Annotated in this window: 15 protein-coding genes and 2 pseudogenes; 9 read left to right on the forward strand and 8 right to left on the reverse strand. The window is 40.5% G+C overall.

Translation table 11 applies throughout. The annotated features are described in order from the left end of the window. Window position 1: 1 nt before the first annotated feature. The 5 genes and pseudogenes from M3090_RS07315 to M3090_RS07335 form a co-directional block, all read right to left on the reverse strand. Window positions 2-1,378 (reverse strand): annotated as a pseudogene (locus tag M3090_RS07315) (YfjI family protein). Window positions 1,379-1,389: 11 nt separating this feature from the next. Continuing rightward, on the reverse strand, window positions 1,390-1,758 hold the full coding sequence (locus M3090_RS07320; protein ID WP_249055000.1) for a helix-turn-helix domain-containing protein: 369 nt from the start codon (window positions 1,756-1,758) through the stop codon (window positions 1,390-1,392). A gap of 30 nt (window positions 1,759-1,788) precedes the next feature. Beyond that, window positions 1,789-2,529 carry a hypothetical protein gene (locus tag M3090_RS07325; RefSeq protein ID WP_249054934.1) on the reverse strand — a complete coding sequence of 247 codons (741 nt, stop codon included), beginning with the start codon at window positions 2,527-2,529 and terminating at the stop codon, window positions 1,789-1,791. Window positions 2,530-2,795: 266 nt separating this feature from the next. After that, window positions 2,796-3,161 (reverse strand): lipofamily protein, encoded by a 366-nt coding sequence (locus M3090_RS07330; protein WP_204506579.1) that lies wholly within the window; start codon window positions 3,159-3,161, stop codon window positions 2,796-2,798. Window positions 3,162-3,171: 10 nt separating this feature from the next. Continuing rightward, window positions 3,172-3,345: pseudogene (locus tag M3090_RS07335) on the reverse strand (tyrosine-type recombinase/integrase); the annotation flags it as partial. 280 nt (window positions 3,346-3,625) lie between these two features. On the opposite strand from M3090_RS07335, the gene M3090_RS07340 reads away from it, so the two are divergent. Together M3090_RS07340 and M3090_RS07345 are read left to right on the forward strand one after the other, a co-directional pair. Further along, window positions 3,626-4,855 (forward strand): site-specific integrase, encoded by a 1,230-nt coding sequence (locus M3090_RS07340; protein WP_249054936.1) that lies wholly within the window; start codon window positions 3,626-3,628, stop codon window positions 4,853-4,855. A gap of 18 nt (window positions 4,856-4,873) precedes the next feature. Further along, complete coding sequence (locus M3090_RS07345; RefSeq protein ID WP_249054939.1) at window positions 4,874-6,052, forward strand: site-specific integrase; 1,179 nt, start codon at window positions 4,874-4,876, stop codon at window positions 6,050-6,052. Between the two features lie 53 nt (window positions 6,053-6,105). Here M3090_RS07345 and M3090_RS07350 read toward each other — a convergent pair whose 3' ends face one another. The 3 genes from M3090_RS07350 to M3090_RS07360 form a co-directional block, all read right to left on the reverse strand. After that, entirely contained in the window at window positions 6,106-8,349 is a 2,244-nt protein-coding gene (locus tag M3090_RS07350; protein ID WP_249054941.1) for a hypothetical protein, read from the reverse strand. Between the two features lie 453 nt (window positions 8,350-8,802). Continuing rightward, window positions 8,803-9,111 carry a helix-turn-helix domain-containing protein gene (locus M3090_RS07355; protein WP_249054943.1) on the reverse strand — a complete coding sequence of 103 codons (309 nt, stop codon included), beginning with the start codon at window positions 9,109-9,111 and terminating at the stop codon, window positions 8,803-8,805. A gap of 41 nt (window positions 9,112-9,152) precedes the next feature. After that, window positions 9,153-9,464, reverse strand: coding sequence for a helix-turn-helix domain-containing protein (locus M3090_RS07360; protein WP_249054945.1), 312 nt, complete (start codon window positions 9,462-9,464; stop codon window positions 9,153-9,155). A gap of 462 nt (window positions 9,465-9,926) precedes the next feature. Here M3090_RS07360 and M3090_RS07365 point away from each other — a divergent pair, with 462 nt between their 5' ends. The 7 genes from M3090_RS07365 (at window position 9,927) to M3090_RS07395 (ending at window position 16,378) form a co-directional block, all read left to right on the forward strand. Then, window positions 9,927-10,391: a DUF3408 domain-containing protein gene (locus M3090_RS07365; RefSeq protein WP_249054946.1), complete on the forward strand. Its 465-nt coding sequence runs from the start codon at window positions 9,927-9,929 to the stop codon at window positions 10,389-10,391. Between the two features lie 228 nt (window positions 10,392-10,619). Then, complete coding sequence (locus tag M3090_RS07370; RefSeq protein ID WP_249054949.1) at window positions 10,620-10,994, forward strand: plasmid mobilization protein; 375 nt, start codon at window positions 10,620-10,622, stop codon at window positions 10,992-10,994. Then, a complete protein-coding gene (locus M3090_RS07375; RefSeq protein WP_249054951.1) occupies window positions 10,991-11,917 on the forward strand; it encodes a relaxase/mobilization nuclease domain-containing protein in 927 nt (308 codons plus the stop codon). Before M3090_RS07370 ends, M3090_RS07375 begins: the two co-directional genes overlap by 4 nt. A 49-nt stretch (window positions 11,918-11,966) precedes the next feature. After that, complete coding sequence (locus M3090_RS07380) at window positions 11,967-12,740, forward strand: hypothetical protein (protein WP_249054953.1); 774 nt, start codon at window positions 11,967-11,969, stop codon at window positions 12,738-12,740. A 4-nt stretch (window positions 12,741-12,744) separates the two neighbouring features. Beyond that, on the forward strand, window positions 12,745-13,947 hold the full coding sequence (locus M3090_RS07385; RefSeq protein WP_249054955.1) for a site-specific integrase: 1,203 nt from the start codon (window positions 12,745-12,747) through the stop codon (window positions 13,945-13,947). 240 nt (window positions 13,948-14,187) lie between these two features. After that, window positions 14,188-14,850: a restriction endonuclease subunit M gene (locus M3090_RS07390; RefSeq protein ID WP_087383711.1), complete on the forward strand. Its 663-nt coding sequence runs from the start codon at window positions 14,188-14,190 to the stop codon at window positions 14,848-14,850. Beyond that, window positions 14,840-16,378 (forward strand): Eco57I restriction-modification methylase domain-containing protein, encoded by a 1,539-nt coding sequence (locus M3090_RS07395; RefSeq protein WP_122289865.1) that lies wholly within the window; start codon window positions 14,840-14,842, stop codon window positions 16,376-16,378. Before M3090_RS07390 ends, M3090_RS07395 begins: the two co-directional genes overlap by 11 nt. The last annotated feature ends 2 nt before the right edge of the window (window positions 16,379-16,380 follow it).

The raw sequence follows: 16,380 nt of genomic DNA on the forward strand, positions 1-16,380 counted from the left end.
GTCACGGGTTAATCTTTGAGTATTCTCCATGTTTCTCTTTGCGGAACAGGATGCCGATGTTGTCGTTCAGGAACCGTTGCAGAGTACGTTCCTTCATGCCATTCTGTTCTGCAATATGTGTCGCCTGTGCCGTGGTGAACGTACAGGGAAGCTGGCCGACAATGGTTTGTTGCTGGCTATTCAATACCACTTCGCTGATTATGTGTTGTACGCTCAAAGCGGACTCCTTGAAATACTCCGTCAGCCGTATGGCACGTTCCACAGTCAGCAAGTCAATGTAGGTTTTATCGCATTCACCACAAGTCCACCGTGCCAGTTGAATAATCAGACAGAAACGGATGATGTATATTTCCAGCTTGCAATAAATGCTGACAATCGTGTCATTCCCTTCACGGTCGCATAATTCTGAGAAACGATGCAGCCATTCATATAGCCGTTTCTTTGCCTCTTCATCAAAGTGCAGGATATACGGTTCAACTTCTCCCTTGTCGTTGTAATTGCATTCCAAGCAGATAAACTTGTCAATGATGGCGTGCCATTCCTGTTCAATATCAGCAGGCAGTTCCTTATCATTCCAACGGGCTTTCTGTTGGAGATTGGGCATCACGAAAAGAATGCGGTCAATGAATCCGTTGCTTGAGCGCTCTCCTTTTGCCAATTCACCCAAAATCTTCTTCTGAATCGTACCAATGACCGATATGTACGGACGTTTGATGAAGATGGAACTCTTTGCGCTCTTACGGTCGGAGATGGTTGTCTTTGCACTGAAAACCGAAAGCCAGAACTGTTCTTCCGAACCGTTGTTGTACCGGTTAAAATTCTTGAACCATGCAGACAATTCGTCTGCCCACAAGCAGAGTCCACGCTTGTTCTACGCATGGATAAGACTCAGTCCTTCGGGCGTAACGTCCGATACAAGGAAGCGTCTGCGGATGGGTTCCAACGGAAATTGCTCATATCCGCACTCCGCTCGTTCTTTCCGGCTCATGCTCATCTGTCGTTCATATTCGGCATACGCTTTTTCGTATTCCTGATTCTTCTGGTAATCGAAATCAAGGAATGGTTTCATAGCGAAGCTGAGTGGGTGACTTTTATTCGCTCCCGGTCTGCCTATCAATGCCATATAGAGGATAGGACTTTCATGCCAACCTTGTTTGATTTGAACAAGATGCGTGTTCCCGATTCCTACGGCGATGGCAGTAAGAATAGAGGCGGCAATATAGTCCGTAGGATAGCTGTGGCATTCATGTACCTCTCGTATGATACGCTGGATGCGGCTCGGAAAGATGCTGACGGGAAACTCGGTACCTGTCAGCTTCATGCTCATATCAATGGCTTTGTCCACTATCAACATTGGGTCAATCGTTTTCTTTTCCATAATCCGAAAGATTAGAAGTTTGTACGTGGTTTGGGCTTGCGGCGCATTCCGCTTTGCATATTTGCCAAGACTTCGTCATAATTCTGTTCCAAAGTTTTCTTCCGTCCGTTTTCAACCCATGCCAAGAGTTCATCTTCGTAGAAGTAGAGTTTCTTACCTTTCTTGTAAGCTGGCAATATGCCTTTCCGTACCAATGTATAAATCGTGGCTTTTGCCTTGTGGATGATGCGGCAGGCATCTTCGATTTCAATCAGTACACGATTTTCGGACGATGACGGTTTCAATTCCGACACCATCTTTTTCAATTCAATGACCTGTTCGGTCAGATAACCTACCGCTTCGGGTAGCTTATCAAAGGTGATTGTTTTCTCATTTTGCATCATATTACGTTGGATTTAGTGGTTTCAGAATTAGGCAGATTGCTTCAAGGTAGTGTCAATCTTGATAGTACACTTCCCATCCAATCTTAATTTGCTTTTCAATGTGGAGATTTCGCTCTCTTTCAACGCTTCTGCAAATACACGTTTGATGAAAGTCGCTATTTGGATTCCACTCTTTGAGAACTGATAGCCGATATTCCATCCAAAGTGCATCAGGTCAATGGTTCGGATGGCTGAGTCCACTTTGACGGTACGTACAACCTTTGGAATATCCTTGTCCGCATGGAACAGACAAATGTATTCGCACAGAATGTTCAAGTCCTCTTCTTTCATATAGGGTGCAAAAGATTCGCGTGTGTAGGTCAGGACTGTAGTGAGCTTTTCTTGCTCGGCTTGTTCTTTGGCTTTCATAGCCGATAGCCGGATTTGTGCATAGTCCATACTGAGTGGAGGATTTGTGTCCGTCTCTTTGGTCCAAGATTCTTCTTCTGTCGTTTCTTTATCCTCTATTTCGACCTTGCCCTTCTTCCCATAATTCGGGAATTTAATAAACAGGGTTTCAAAGAAAGGAGAAAGAGTTTTCTTGAATAACTCTTGCAGGTTGATATAAATGGCCGTAAGCATCAGGGTACAGATCATAAATGCCACATAGCCATTAAATGCGTCAAGTCCATGATGGAGCACCATTTGTCGTGCCATTGCACCAACAATTACATTTGCGCTGAATACTAACCATGTCAGCGTTTGTTTTTCCAATTTCTTTGTCTTCATATTTATCAATTTTAATTGTTTGCCTGCAAAAGTATATCGGTATGAACGAGTCCCAATCGATTCACTCTGTTGTGGCAGCGTTTGGCGTTATTAACTAAGACACAAGTTGCCACAAGAATGATTACTTGGCTAATCCATGCACAAAAGTGTGGAATAGCTATCAAAGCAATTATATAGTATATACATAGTAAGTAATGATTTTTTTGAGAAGAGCATAAAAAAGCCCGAAATGGCTGGACCAAATCGGGCTTTACAGGGTTATCATATCAGCAAAAGTGTTGTTCCTTTCCGGATAGGGGAATGAGTATCGGTATTTTAGAACGGTTTGGAGTGGATGTTTTTTGTATCAGCCATCTTCGGAACAATATGGAATGTCCTGTGTCAAAACGGAAAGATAGGGCAATGACCATCTCCATGTTATATACATCTGCATGATTCCCGTTCTCTAAACAAATATATCGGTGTATCTGAGATTCAATAAGAACTTCCTCTTTCAGAATACGTTTGATAGCATGATTGATGGAGACAGGTGTTACATAGAACAGGTCTGCTATCTCCCAAGAAGTCATCCAAATTTCATCATTTGGAATTATGATGGAATAGCCGTTGTTATATATGATTCCTCGTTTCATAAGTTTGTCTTTATTTGAGTGATATTTTATTAGCTGTTTCGCGCTTCTTTGTATTTATCAAATCCGCGTAGATTTGGGTCGTGGACACATTTTTATGTGTGAGCATCTTGGAAACGGTGTAGATGTCAGTGCCTAAAGAGATTTGGATTACGGCATAGGAGTGGCGAAAGCAGTGGAACAGAATATAGGAAGCAAGTAGATGAAGGGATGAGAAAGGAAAACGTAATTGGTTGAATATGAGCAAAAGTTCTGTTTTTTGCTGAGATAATGGAAAGCAAAAATGGACAGGTTATTGCAGGTGTTCAGTTACCAGAATGTTAGTCGCCCAGTTACCTGAACCGAATAGGTAACAGACTGAACAATAAAGAATCTGTCACAGAGGCTATTATTCACTGTATGTCAGCATTTTGCATATCAAAGGACGCTTATAAAATAGGTAATTTTGCCATTAAAAAAATAAGCGTATGAAAGTAGAAAAATTCAAGGTGCTGCTCTACCTGAAAAAGAGTGGTCTTGACAAATTCGGAAAGGCTCCGATAATGGGGCGAATAACGGTAAACAACACGATGGCGCAATTCAGTTGTAAGCTGTCATGTACTCCGGAGTTATGGAATCCAAGAGAAAGCCGACTGAATGGAAAGAGTAAAGAAGCCGTTGATATTAATGCGAAAATTGACCGGCTCTTGCTTTCGGTCAATTCTGCATTTGATTCACTTGTAGAACGTAAGATTGATTTTGACGCGACTGCCGTAAAAGAGCTTTTACAAGGAAGTGTAGAAACCCAGATGACTCTGTTGAAACGGCTTGATATGCATATCGAGGATATGCGCTCAAGAATCGGTATTGATGTAGCTAAAAGCTCCATGTCAACATACATTTACACCCGCAGGTATCTTGGCGAATTTATTCAAAAACGATTCAAGACAAGTGATGTTGCTTTTGGACAGTTGAATGAACACATCCCATGGGAGTTTCAGGATTATATACTGAAGGACAAAGGACTTGCGGTAGATACGGCAAGACATTATCTGGCAATCCTGAAGAAAATCTGCCGGATGGCATTCAAGGAAGGACATGCGGAGAAGCGTTATTTTGTGAATTTCAAACTACCCCAAGAGAACCGGAAACCACCACGGGCTTTGAGTCGTGAGGATTTTGAGAAGATCCGTGATGTCGTAATACCACCGGAAAGAATCACTCATAATATAGCCAGGGATTTATTTCTCTTTGCCTGTTATACAGGAGTTCCGTATGCGGATGCGGTTTCAATCACTGGAGATAATATATACAAGGACGATAAAGGCGACTTATGGTTAAAGTATCTGAGAAAGAAGAATGAATATCTGGCCCGCGTCAAATTGCTGCCGGAGGCTATCGCTCTTATAGAAAAATATCGTTCGAATGACAGGGAAGAACTTTTCCCGATGATACACCACCCCAATATGAGACGACACATGAAAGGTTTGCGTGATTTGGCTGGCATAAGCTGTGATTTGGTCTATCACATGGGAAGACATACCTTCGGAAGTCTGATAACCCTTGAAGCTGGTGTTCCTATTGAAACAATCAGCAAAATGCTGGGTCATACCAATCTGACAACTACCCAGCTTTATGCAAGGGTAACTCCTAAAAAACTTTTCGAGGATATGGACAAATTCATCGAAGCAACGAGTGATATGAAACTGGTATTATAAAACAAAAGTGAAAGAATCATGAGAAGTACATATAAGCAACTGTATTATATAAACCGCAGTAAAGTCAAATCTGACGGGACTACATCAATCATGTGCCGTATTACAATAGATGGAAAGGCTGTTGTATTATCAACCGGGTTGTATTGCCAGCAGGAAGAGTGGAACAGCAAGAAAGGGGAAATCAAAAACAACAGACTGAACGGGATGCTTGGTGAATATAAGAAACGCGTAGATGAAACTTATGCTGAACTGTTGAAAGTAAACGGTGTCATCAGTGCAGAGCTGCTGAAAACAGCTATGACAGGCGCGCTCGACATCCCAAAGTACATATTACAAGCAGGGGAGGTGGAACGGGAAACTCTAAAAATCCGTTCCATTCAAATAGATTCAACCTCCAGTTACAGGCAATCAAAAATGTATCATTACTATCTGGGGGAATACATCCGTTCCCTGGGCAAGGAGGACATGCTTTTTACAGATATTACCGAAGAGTTTGGCACCAATTTCATTTTGTATCTGAAAACAAATTACCCTCATAAGCCATCATACCGTAACCATTGTCTTTGCTGGCTGAAACGTCTGGTTTATCTTGCCGTGGATAACGGAATTTTGAGATATAATCCTTTGGATGATATAAAATATGAAAAGAAGGCACCTACAAAGCTCATGTATATAAGCAAGAATCAGCTTCAAGAGATAATGAGCCATCCAAAACCGGATCCACTACAGGAACTTGCAAGAAGAACCTTTATATTCTCATGCTTTTGCGGTTTGGCTTACGTTGATGTACGCAACCTCTATCCACATCATATAGGTACAACTGCAGAAGGACGGAAATATATCAGAACATACCGCAAGAAAACAAGCGTTGAGTCATTTATACCATTGCACCCGATAGCGGAGCAGATAATTTCCTTGTATAATACGACAGATGACAGTAAGCCCATTTTCCCGTTACCCATACGGAGTATGATTTGGTTTGAGATACATGAATTGGGATTTTCCCTTCAGTTCAAGCATAACTTGTCATACCATCAAAGCCGCCATACTTTCGGTACCATGATGGTTTCTGCCGGAGTTCCCATGGAAAGCATCTCAAAGATGATGGGCCATACAAATATCAGAACGACACAAGGATACGCAAAAGTTACAGATGACAAGATTTCAGAGGATATGGATAAACTAATAAGAAAATAATTAATTACAATATAGCGCCAGTAATATTAAAATACTGGCGCTATATTGTAATATTAGATTAATGTTTTTAAATGTTCCATTTCTTCTTCAAGCGTTTTTCTTTGATTATTTAGTTCATGAAATTCAGGATGACTATTATTCCAAAACGCATTTTGTTCATTAATAATTCTTGATTTATTTATTTTAGGTGATAAAATAAATAAATTCTGAATCCTAGTAAGGCCCAAAATGAATGTAACGATAGAAAATACCAATCCAAATGTTAGTAGTTTATTTCCTGTAATATATCCCCATAAATTTTTGTATGTAATATCCATGTTAGACATATCACTTACGAAATTACAAATAGAGAAAGGTGCTATTATTATTAATGCAACAATCGCTAATATTTCGGAAAAAAAAGGAATATAGAATTTGACTAAAGAAATTGATTTTTCTCTATCTTCATTGAGATCTTTAATTTTTGAATCAAGGCTTTCTATCAATTTCTCAATTTCTGAAATTCTATCTTTTGTCTTTAATTTTTGTTTTAGTTTTATAATCTCATTGCAGCTGTTTTGATTTTCTTTTTCTTTATTATTAATTTGTAATTTAAGTTTTTCTATTTCATCTTGCTTGCTACTATTTATAGAAACTTGCTTATCCAACATACCTTTTATTGAGTCCAATTCTTGGGTCGTTTTTTGCAGTGTAGATGAAACCTCTTCTAATTTTTCTCCCATTTTTTCCATCCGTTTAATTCGTTCCGAATGTTCCTCTATAGCTAAATGAATGGTTGTGGATGCTATTTTTATATTTTTCTGTTTCTCTTCATCTGAGATTTCCCCTATATCTGAGATTTTAACTACTTCATTCAAAACCTTTTGAGAACGATTGACTAAAGCACAATACAGAGCAGAATAATCATCTTTTGACAGTTCGTCTTCGTTGATATATTTTGATACTAATCTTAATTTATGTCGAACATCTGTATTGTTTAATGCAATACATCGAGAAATAACTTCAATGAGACCATTTTTTCTTACAATTGTTGATTTGGAGCTATGAATCCATAACTCAGTAACGACTTTTGCTGGATGAATTATTGGTGAAATTTTTATTCCAGTATAATTATGTTTGATAAATTGTATCAAATCACTATTTAGTGATACGAATATGCAATTAATTTTTTCTCGTGATTGAACATGTCCTCTTTTCTTTATTATATAGTCATTTATATATATATCATGTATTTCACGGAAATTATTTTCTGAATTTGTCTGATTTCTCTGTATTCCTAATTCTTTAACAGATGGTTTATTTCTATATTTAGTTATGATATTATTTAACTCTATATCGGATTCTCCTTGAATAATAATACCTGTATTTTCAATTAGTGTTCTTAGTTTATTTCTTAATGATAATATTTTACTTGAAGATAGATTTCTTCTATAGTAAGCTTCTGCAATGGCTGTATTGGGATTAGGAACCTGAGCTTTTTCTACAGCATACAGAATAGAATCTATTTCTTTCACTGTCATTGTATTGACAATAGCTCTATTCCCTGAGTTTAATATTATTTCTAAAAGTTCTTTAGCATAAATAACATTAGCTTCACTATCAAAATCCAGAATGGCCATGACAAGAGATGAATCTAAATAATAGTCTATACTATTTATAGGTCTAATGTTTAAATCCACTTCTCTTTTTAGGAATGCAGCTACACATGATCCCCAAAAAATGTCATTAGCTATATTAAAAAGTTCTATTTTATTTTCCTTCAACTCTAAGAGAAAGCGCACTATGTGAAGATAATTTTCATTCACTAATGTCGCTGAATCTAAATCATTTAAGTATTTGAATAAATCTTCGGTGTTATCAATAAAGAAATCTAAAAAGGTTTTATCTGATTCAACTAATTTATCTTGTAAGTATATTTTAAATTCAGATTCCAACTGGTCAAAGTATTTTATTACTTGATCCATTTTTGTATCAATATTTTCATTTATAGAAATATTCCATATTCTTTTAATTTGAAATTGCTGGCCATTTTCATAAGTCGTAATATTGAAATCTGAATTAGCTTTGCTTATAGCCAAAATACATTGTTTTAGAACAGTTAATGGCATTTTTATTCCAAATATGGCCATTATATTTTCCTGCAATTCAGTAATATCATAAAATTTTGCCGTATCTATTTGTTGGGTACATTTAGTGGCTAAAACATATTTTATTATTGGGAAATAAATATCGTGATATAAATCTGCCCCTTCAGTATCATATAAAACTGCTAATAATGCAAAATTCTTTTTATTCATAATATAAAAGTGTTTTTGATTGAATGAAAGTTAAAGGTATAATAATTACTTTATTATTACAAGTAATAGAGCTTATTTTTCTGTCAGCCGCCCGTTTCCTTGCCGTCCATAGAAGTTAGTACAGACTCTATTGAAAGCGAAAAGGTCATGCGGCTTTGCCGTTACGGGCAGAATCTTCCTCTTTCAGAGCGTATTCAGCCCGAAAACTTTTTCCCTTTCACGTCTGTACAATGGACGCCGACGGCAGCGGAAACAAGCGACTGACGGAAAAGTCAGAAAAAAAAACAAAACAGCATATAGATTGGTTCAAATAGAGCCTAATACTATACGCTGTTTTTTATCATTTTGGAAAGGCTAATTTTTAGAAACACAAATAAAATGGGCAGGCGGTCAACTGCGCTCCCTCCAGAAAAATCAAAATCCCTATGTGTCCTTTGTTGAGCGTTTGGCGTGTCAGCTTCTTTTGTATCTGTACGCCTCCTTGTACCCTTTCATCAGTGTCTTTTCTATGTCGGAAGCCCGGTAGAGAATCTTGCCACCTACCTGTGTGTAAGGCAGAATGCCGTTGTTGCGGTAGTCCTGTAAGGTTCTCCGGCTTACTTTCAGCAGGTATGCCACTTCCTTGTCTGTCAGCAGTTCATCGCCATAAGCAGACGGTTGCCGTTTTTCCAACAACTTTTCGAGCAGGGCCAACAGCCTGTCGAAATTCGAGTGGAACGTCTTTACCCACTCATGGTCCTTTTCTCTGATTTCATTACTCATATGCGTTTGATATTGGGTTATACATTATTCTTGAAACTCGTTCAAATGGTCTTGCCTTTCCAGCGGGCTTCCTTACGTTTCTCCTCCACATTTCCGACCACACGCTCCACATCATCGGGACGGTAGTAAGTCCGGTTTCCGATTTTTGTAAAGGCCAGCGTCCCGTTATCCCTCAAGGTCTGCAGGGTTCTCGGACTGATACGTAACCTGCGGCAGACCTCGTGGTTGTCCATCCATTCACTTGCTTCCTTTCCGCCATGTTCACGGCACAGACTTTCCACCCGCTGCACGAAACGATCCAGCTTGGCGGCAATCTCCTCGAAAGTCCTTTTTTCAAAGCTGATAATTTCCATTGTCTTCTTTATTTTCAGTTAAACATATATTCAAAAATCTGGAACAGAACAGGTCTTTTACAGCCGATATACCATCATGTCTCATCGTCCATTTTCGGATGGAAATGTGACCGTTTTATCCTGTTTCCACTGCAAATAAAAGCAGTAGAAATCACACTGCAATGGATTTTCAGACCGGTGACGATGCGTTGCCCGAAATGACATCATGTTACATATCAACTGTATATAATGAGCCTTCTTTATATACAGAATCTTCTTGACAATCCGGTATGTAGAAATCACTCCGGCAAATCACGGCAGTCAGCACCGACCGCCCAATCGGTATAGTGCACGAGATTACATAATTGTCACGGTATCTCCATTTGCTTGATTCTGTTCACTATACACACTTCCTTTGCTCACGACAATGAGTCAAGGTGCGCACCGAGACCAGTGAGTAAACCGATTAAAATCAAAAAATGTATGGTAACAAAAAAGAAATTGACCAAAGAAGAATGGGAGGCCATGACAGGTACAGACATGTCACTCATACTCCCATCAGATGGCAGCATTGAAACTGCCATAGAAGCATCCTTGAATGATACCGGGAAAGAGAAGTCAGAAGGAACGGTAGAACAGACCGACTCCACATTCGAGCCCCAGCAACCGTCAACCGGAAAAGAGGAAGCCATTCCCGCATCTCAGCGACGTATAAGCAGTAGACAGAGAAAACTATCTCTGGACGAATACCGGAAAACCTTTCTTCAGGTTCCGAGAATCGAAGACCGCAAGCCCGTGTTTGTTAGCGGCGAGGTACGTGACAGGCTGGACGAGTTTGTCCGCAGGTTGGGAGGACGCAAAATGAGCGTTTCCGGACTGCTTGAAAACATCGCCAGGCAGCATCTTGAAATCTATTCGGAAGACTTCGAGCAGTGGAGAAAGCTGTGACATTTTCAGGAATTACCGACTTGCTTACTGACTCCAGTCATTACAGTATTCAGACAGTCAGCAACCGACCAGAGGGAGTAACGGACAAAACTTCAGTTTTGGGAGTTAGCGAGGTTATCTTTCGGGCATCCCGAAAACCTCGCTCCACTCCCAAAGAGTGGAGACAATCAGCTCCCGGTGGTCGCAGATTGTGAGAAAAAGAACAATCAAAAATCAAACAGAGAAAATATGAATGACAAAAAGAAAAACAGACCGAGGGGACGCCCCAGAGTAAGCGGAGTGTGCAAACTCAGCAAAGCCGTTACAGTGAAATTCTCCAAGATAGACTATGAGCGGCTATGCCGACGCAGCAGACAGGCTAACCTCACGCTGGCGGAATTTCTCCGCGTATCAGCCTTTGAGACGACGATAACGGCTAGACACTCTGCCGAGGAAACTGCCGTCATACGCAGCCTTACGGGTATGGCAAACAACCTGAACCAGCTGACCCGTCTGTCCCATCAGGCCGGATTCCACCGTACCCAAAAGACGGTGACGGAACTCCTGCAGAAACTCAAGGAGATTATAGTCCGGTACAGGCACGGAGAAGGGAGGCCGTCATGATTGGCAAGATCAAGAAAGGGAAATCCTTCGGCGGCTGTATCCGTTACGTAATGGGCAAGGACAACGCGGAAATCATCGACTCCGACGGTGTACTGCTGGGAAATATCCGGGAAATAACGGATAGTTTCAACTACCAGCGGGAGCTTAATCCGAAGATCAAACAGCCTGTCGGACACATCGCATTGAGTTTCAAGCCGGAAGACAAGGCATTGCTGACAGATGAATTTATGGCTAAAATAGCCCGGGAATATATGGAACTGATGGGAATAAAAAACACTCAGTTCATCCTGGTAAGGCATCATAACACAGACAATCCGCACTGCCACCTGGTCTATAACCGCATCGGATATGACGGCAAGGTAATCTCTTCCCAAAGCGATTACAAGCGTAATGAAATCGCCACAAAATTGCTTAAGGACAAGTACGGGTTGACATATGCGGAGGGCAAGGGCAAGACTAATGTGGAGAAGCTCCATGCTTCGGAGCGTGTGAAATACGAAATTTTCAATGCCGTCAAGGCAGCTTTGAAGCATTCCAAAACATGGAAAGAGTTCAACGATTACCTGCTTCGCCGGGGTATCAGGCTGGAATTTGTAAAACGTACCATGGAGATAAAAAAGCCGGAGGACATACAGGGAATCCGGTTCACCAAGGACGGGCAGACCTTCAAGGCTTCACAGATCAGCCGGGAGTTCAGCTTTGCCAAACTGAATGCCTTGTTGAGTTGGAAGCCCTCGGAAGCCCAACAGGAATCCGAACGGAAGGTACTACAAAGGATACCGGACGGAGGCCATCTCCTCGAAAGTACGGGACAGGGACTGTTCAGTCCGACAAACGGCACTGCTCCCGAAGAGCCGTTACCTCAGGAAGAACTCTTGCGCAGACGCAGGAAAAAGAAAAGGAGGAAAGGATTCGGGTTGTAGCCTGTCCTTTCTCATTCAAATTATTCATGAACATTAAAATTGCAGGAATATGAAATTGGAAGAATATATCGAGAGCATCTTCGGATGCCTGGAAAGAATAGAGAATAAAATCAACGGGTTATCCGTCCCCTTGCCGGAAGGCAATAGCTCGACAGTTAACAATGAAAAGGAAAAGGATGAGTCCGTGCTGAATGAAGTCCGGAAAGATCATGAGACATTTCGCAAATTGTTGGCTCGCGTGTACGAAGGACTTGCCGCCATTAAGAACGATATGGTTTCCATGGCCAGGAAGAACTCGTCACAGGAAAGACTTGGACAGGTCTTGTCAGAAATACGGAATGAACAGCGTCAGCACCAGAAGAAAGTGGAAGCCTTGTTTTGTGAGACCAATGACACAATCAGAAAGAATGTAGTTAAGACAAGCAACATCAACCATCATTTCAGCCTGAGTGTAGAATCCCCGTACACTCTTGGGAGTTTTTTCGTGATGTTCGTGACAATCGTGATTCTGTCCGTGACTCTCTATTTTTCGGTGAGGACAGATAACGTGCAGGCCGATAATGATCTGAAGTACCGTTATGTCAAGATGAAAGGAGAGGCTACCTCCGAGCGACTCGTGGAACTTGAGAACCTTTTTGGACCGAACCGGGATAACGAACGGATAGAACAGATGCGTGAGGACGTGGAAGCCTACGAGGAAGCGGTACAGAGACAAGCTACTCTGACTGAGCAGGCACGGCTGAAAGAACAGGCCGCGAGAGAACTGGACACCAAGGCGAAGTCCATCAAGGACAAGTCTATTACGGACGAATCTAAAAAGTAAGCCTATGGCCAGTGTGAAAGTGAAATTCAGACCTTCCACCATAGAGGGAAAGGAAGGTACCGTCTATTATCAGATTATCCAGAACCGTGTAATCCGTCAGCTAAAGACGGATTACCGGATATTTAAGGATGAATGGAATGAAGCTGAGAGCTGTATCATTGTCGGTAGTTCGGAACGAAGCAATCTGCTCCTTTCCGTGCAGGAACGCATGGAATGGGACCTGAAACGGTTGGACATGATTATCCGCCAACTGGAAAATCGAAAAGGGACATATACAGCAGATGATATTGTCACTTCTTTTCAAAGCAATACAGAGGGACAGTCGCTTTTCAACTTCATGCAAGGCATCATAGCCCGTCTCAAACAGATGGGCAAGATACGCACAGCCGAAAATTATTCCTGCACTCTGAAAAGTTTCATGCAGTTCAGAGGGGACAGGGATGTTCTGCTGCCCGAAATTGATTCGGATTTGATGCAGCTTTATGAAGCCTACCTTCATGGGAAAGGAGCCGTACGGAATACCAGTTCATTCTACATGCGTATCCTTCGGGCGGTATATAACCGTGCCTTGGAAAAGGAACTGATGGAACAGCGCAATCCTTTCAGGCATGTCTATACGGGAGTGGACAAGACCGTCAAACGTGCCGTTCCCTTATCAGCCATCAAACGTATGAAGAATCTGGATCTGTCCTTACAGCCTAATCTGGAATTTGCAAGGGACATGTTCCTGTTCAGTTTCTATACCCGTGGCATGTCGTTCATAGATATGGCTCACCTAAAAAAGAAAGATCTTCAGAACGGTTTCTTATCGTATCGCAGACGAAAGACCGGGCAGCAGCTGGTTGTCAGGTGGGAAAAATGTATGCAGGAGATTGTCGGCAAATACCCGGAAGACAGCCTCAGTCCTTATATTTTGCCGGTATTGAAATATCCTTTTAAGGATACGCACAAGCATTACAGGAGTGTCATGTCCGGAATAAACCGGAACCTGAAAGAAATAGCCAGATTGGCCGATATATCCGTTCCTCTAAGCATGTACTGTGCCCGTCATTCATGGGCAAGCGCAGCCAAAGGCAAGAACATTCCTATTTCTGTCATCAGTGAAGGAATGGGACATGATTGCGAGGCTACCACACAAATTTATCTGGCCTCATTGGATAACTCCGTAGTAGACAAAGCTAACGCACAGATATTAATGGATTTGTAGGGCTCAATTAAGTGTTTAGTAAAACGACTACATTCTATATAAGAGAGACATAATATGTTGCGAAATTACGTAAAATATAGCAACTATTATTATTTAAGAGCCAATAAAAGCATATTGTAATGTTCAAAAACATAGAATTGTTTATCAGATTCTAGTTTTGAGACTTAAACAACAGTTGATAACCAGGATATTTCATCTGTCATACTACCTCTTATATAGAGAGACTCAGCAAGATGGAATATGAGTCAGATAAAGTCTAAAGAAAGAGTTGCACAACGAGGTGAAGTATTTACGGCAGAGCGTGAGGTAAACGCAATGTTGGACCTTGTAAAAAATGAGTGTTTGAGACCGGATTCCCGATTTCTGGAACCAGCTTGTGGTGACGGGAACTTCCTTTCTGCCATACTCAGACGTAAACTCGCAGAATTAAGAAGAAAATATAAGAAGAGCCCCCGTGACTACGAAAAGCAAGCGATCGTAGCCATAGGCAGTTTGTACGGTGTAGATATAATGAACGACAATGTATATGCTTGTCGTGAACGCTTATTCTCTATTTGGAATGAAGAATACACCGACCATTGTAAAGCCGAGGCTTCGGACGAAGCTCGTCAAGCGGCTAAGTTTATTATAAGCCGAAATATCATCAACGGAAATGCGCTAACACTGATGTGTGTCGATACTGATGGCAACGATACCACAGCTCCTATAGTCTTTTCAGAATGGACACTAATCGGTAGCACTCAGATGCAACGCTCTGACTACACAATGACAGACCTCCTTCTCTACAATGATAGTAGTGAGGGCAATCTATTCGCACTCACTGAAGAGCAAAAGGAAGAAGGTGGAATATTCCTGAGAAGATATATTACTCACTATAAAAAGGTTCAGGATTATGGAGAATAGTTTGTTTCAAAATGTATATAATCCTGATGTGCTGTCTTGTATTGCAAATCTTAGTAATGATGAGGTGTTTACCCCACCGGAATTGGCTAACAAGATTATTGATATGTTGCCGCAAGAGTTGTTTGAGAATCCCGATACGACATTCCTTGATCCTTGCTGCAAAAGCGGTGTGTTTTTACGGGAAATAGCCAAAAGACTGATAAAAGGGCTTGAAAAACAAATTCCTGATCTTGAAAAACGTATAGAGCACATATTTTCAAAGCAACTCTTTGGTATTGCTATTACAGAACTCACGAGTTTACTTTCCCGTCGAAGTGTTTATTGTAGTAAATATCCGAGTGGGGAGTTTTCAGTATATCAGTTTTCGGAAGAAAAGCCTCAAGGAAATATAATCTTCCAACGTATTAGACATACTTGGAAAGATGGTAAATGTATCTATTGCGGGGCTTCGAAAAATGAATATGATCGTGGAACGGAACTTGAAACCCACGCTTATCAATTTATCCACAACTTAGATGTACACAAAGTATTCAATATGAAATTTGATGTGATTATAGGCAATCCACCTTATCAAATGAATGATGGAGGAGGAGAAGGCAGTAGTGCCACTCCTATATATGATAAGTTTGTTAAAAACGCCATAAAGCTTAATCCTCGGTATCTAACGATGATTATTCCCGCAAGATGGTACTCAGGTGGTAAAGGACTTGATAGTTTTAGAGATGAAATGCTGAATGATAGACATCTACGCATAATTCATGATTTTCCAGAAACATCTGATTGCTTCCCAGGAATTAACATTCGTGGCGGAGTATGTTATTTCTTATGGGATAGGAATCAAAAAGGGGATTGTCTAATTTACAACCATAAAGGTAACATTGTTACATCTTTTTTAGAAAGACCTTTACTTGAAGGTAATTCAACAACTTTTATAAGGTACAATGAAGCTATCTCTATCTTAAATAAAGTACGCAGTTTTAAAGAAGAAACAATGGATAATCGAGTGCAATCAAGGTTACCGTTTGGAATACCTTCGAATTTTGAGAATTATGAATTGACAAAATCAAGCAAAGCAAATATAACTCTATTTCGAAGCGATAGAAGTAAATCTTCTCAGAAACAAGTGTTTATAGAATCACGATATATAACTAAAAATATTGCTTGGAAAGATAAAAAGAAAGTGTTGGTTTCTAAAGCTAGTCCTGGTGGAGATGAATATCCCCACAGCATTATTTCTACTCCATTATATGCAGATGTAAATACAGTCTGCACAGAAACGTATTTGATTGTAGATTTTGTTAATAACAAGGTCGAAGGTCAAAACCTAATTTCATATATGACCACGAGGTTCTTTAGATTTATGATGTCTCTGATAAAGAATACTCAAAATATATCTAAAGGCGTTTTTGCATTTGTTCCAGTTCAAGATTATTCTAAATCCTGGACTGATGAAGAATTATATGCTAAGTATGGACTGACTGAAGAAGAGATTGCGTTTATTAAATCAATGATACGACCAATGGAGTAATA

Source organism: Bacteroides sp. ET71 (assembly GCF_023336905.1).
Classification (GTDB): Bacteria; Bacteroidota; Bacteroidia; order Bacteroidales; family Bacteroidaceae; genus Bacteroides.

Coding starts and splice junctions, on each gene's coding strand:
- M3090_RS07390 (WP_087383711.1), top strand. CDS start 14,188: ATGAGTCAGATAAAGTCTAAAGAAAGAGTTGCACAACGAGGTGAAGTA.
- M3090_RS07345 (WP_249054939.1), top strand. CDS start 4,874: ATGAGAAGTACATATAAGCAACTGTATTATATAAACCGCAGTAAAGTC.
- M3090_RS07375 (WP_249054951.1), top strand. CDS start 10,991: ATGATTGGCAAGATCAAGAAAGGGAAATCCTTCGGCGGCTGTATCCGT.
- M3090_RS07340 (WP_249054936.1), top strand. CDS start 3,626: ATGAAAGTAGAAAAATTCAAGGTGCTGCTCTACCTGAAAAAGAGTGGT.
- M3090_RS07365 (WP_249054946.1), top strand. CDS start 9,927: ATGGTAACAAAAAAGAAATTGACCAAAGAAGAATGGGAGGCCATGACA.
- M3090_RS07370 (WP_249054949.1), top strand. CDS start 10,620: ATGAATGACAAAAAGAAAAACAGACCGAGGGGACGCCCCAGAGTAAGC.
- M3090_RS07380 (WP_249054953.1), top strand. CDS start 11,967: ATGAAATTGGAAGAATATATCGAGAGCATCTTCGGATGCCTGGAAAGA.
- M3090_RS07395 (WP_122289865.1), top strand. CDS start 14,840: ATGGAGAATAGTTTGTTTCAAAATGTATATAATCCTGATGTGCTGTCT.
- M3090_RS07355 (WP_249054943.1), bottom strand. CDS start 9,111: ATGAGTAATGAAATCAGAGAAAAGGACCATGAGTGGGTAAAGACGTTC.
- M3090_RS07320 (WP_249055000.1), bottom strand. CDS start 1,758: ATGCAAAATGAGAAAACAATCACCTTTGATAAGCTACCCGAAGCGGTA.
- M3090_RS07350 (WP_249054941.1), bottom strand. CDS start 8,349: ATGAATAAAAAGAATTTTGCATTATTAGCAGTTTTATATGATACTGAA.
- M3090_RS07360 (WP_249054945.1), bottom strand. CDS start 9,464: ATGGAAATTATCAGCTTTGAAAAAAGGACTTTCGAGGAGATTGCCGCC.
- M3090_RS07330 (WP_204506579.1), bottom strand. CDS start 3,161: ATGAAACGAGGAATCATATATAACAACGGCTATTCCATCATAATTCCA.
- M3090_RS07325 (WP_249054934.1), bottom strand. CDS start 2,529: ATGAAGACAAAGAAATTGGAAAAACAAACGCTGACATGGTTAGTATTC.
- M3090_RS07385 (WP_249054955.1), top strand. CDS start 12,745: ATGGCCAGTGTGAAAGTGAAATTCAGACCTTCCACCATAGAGGGAAAG.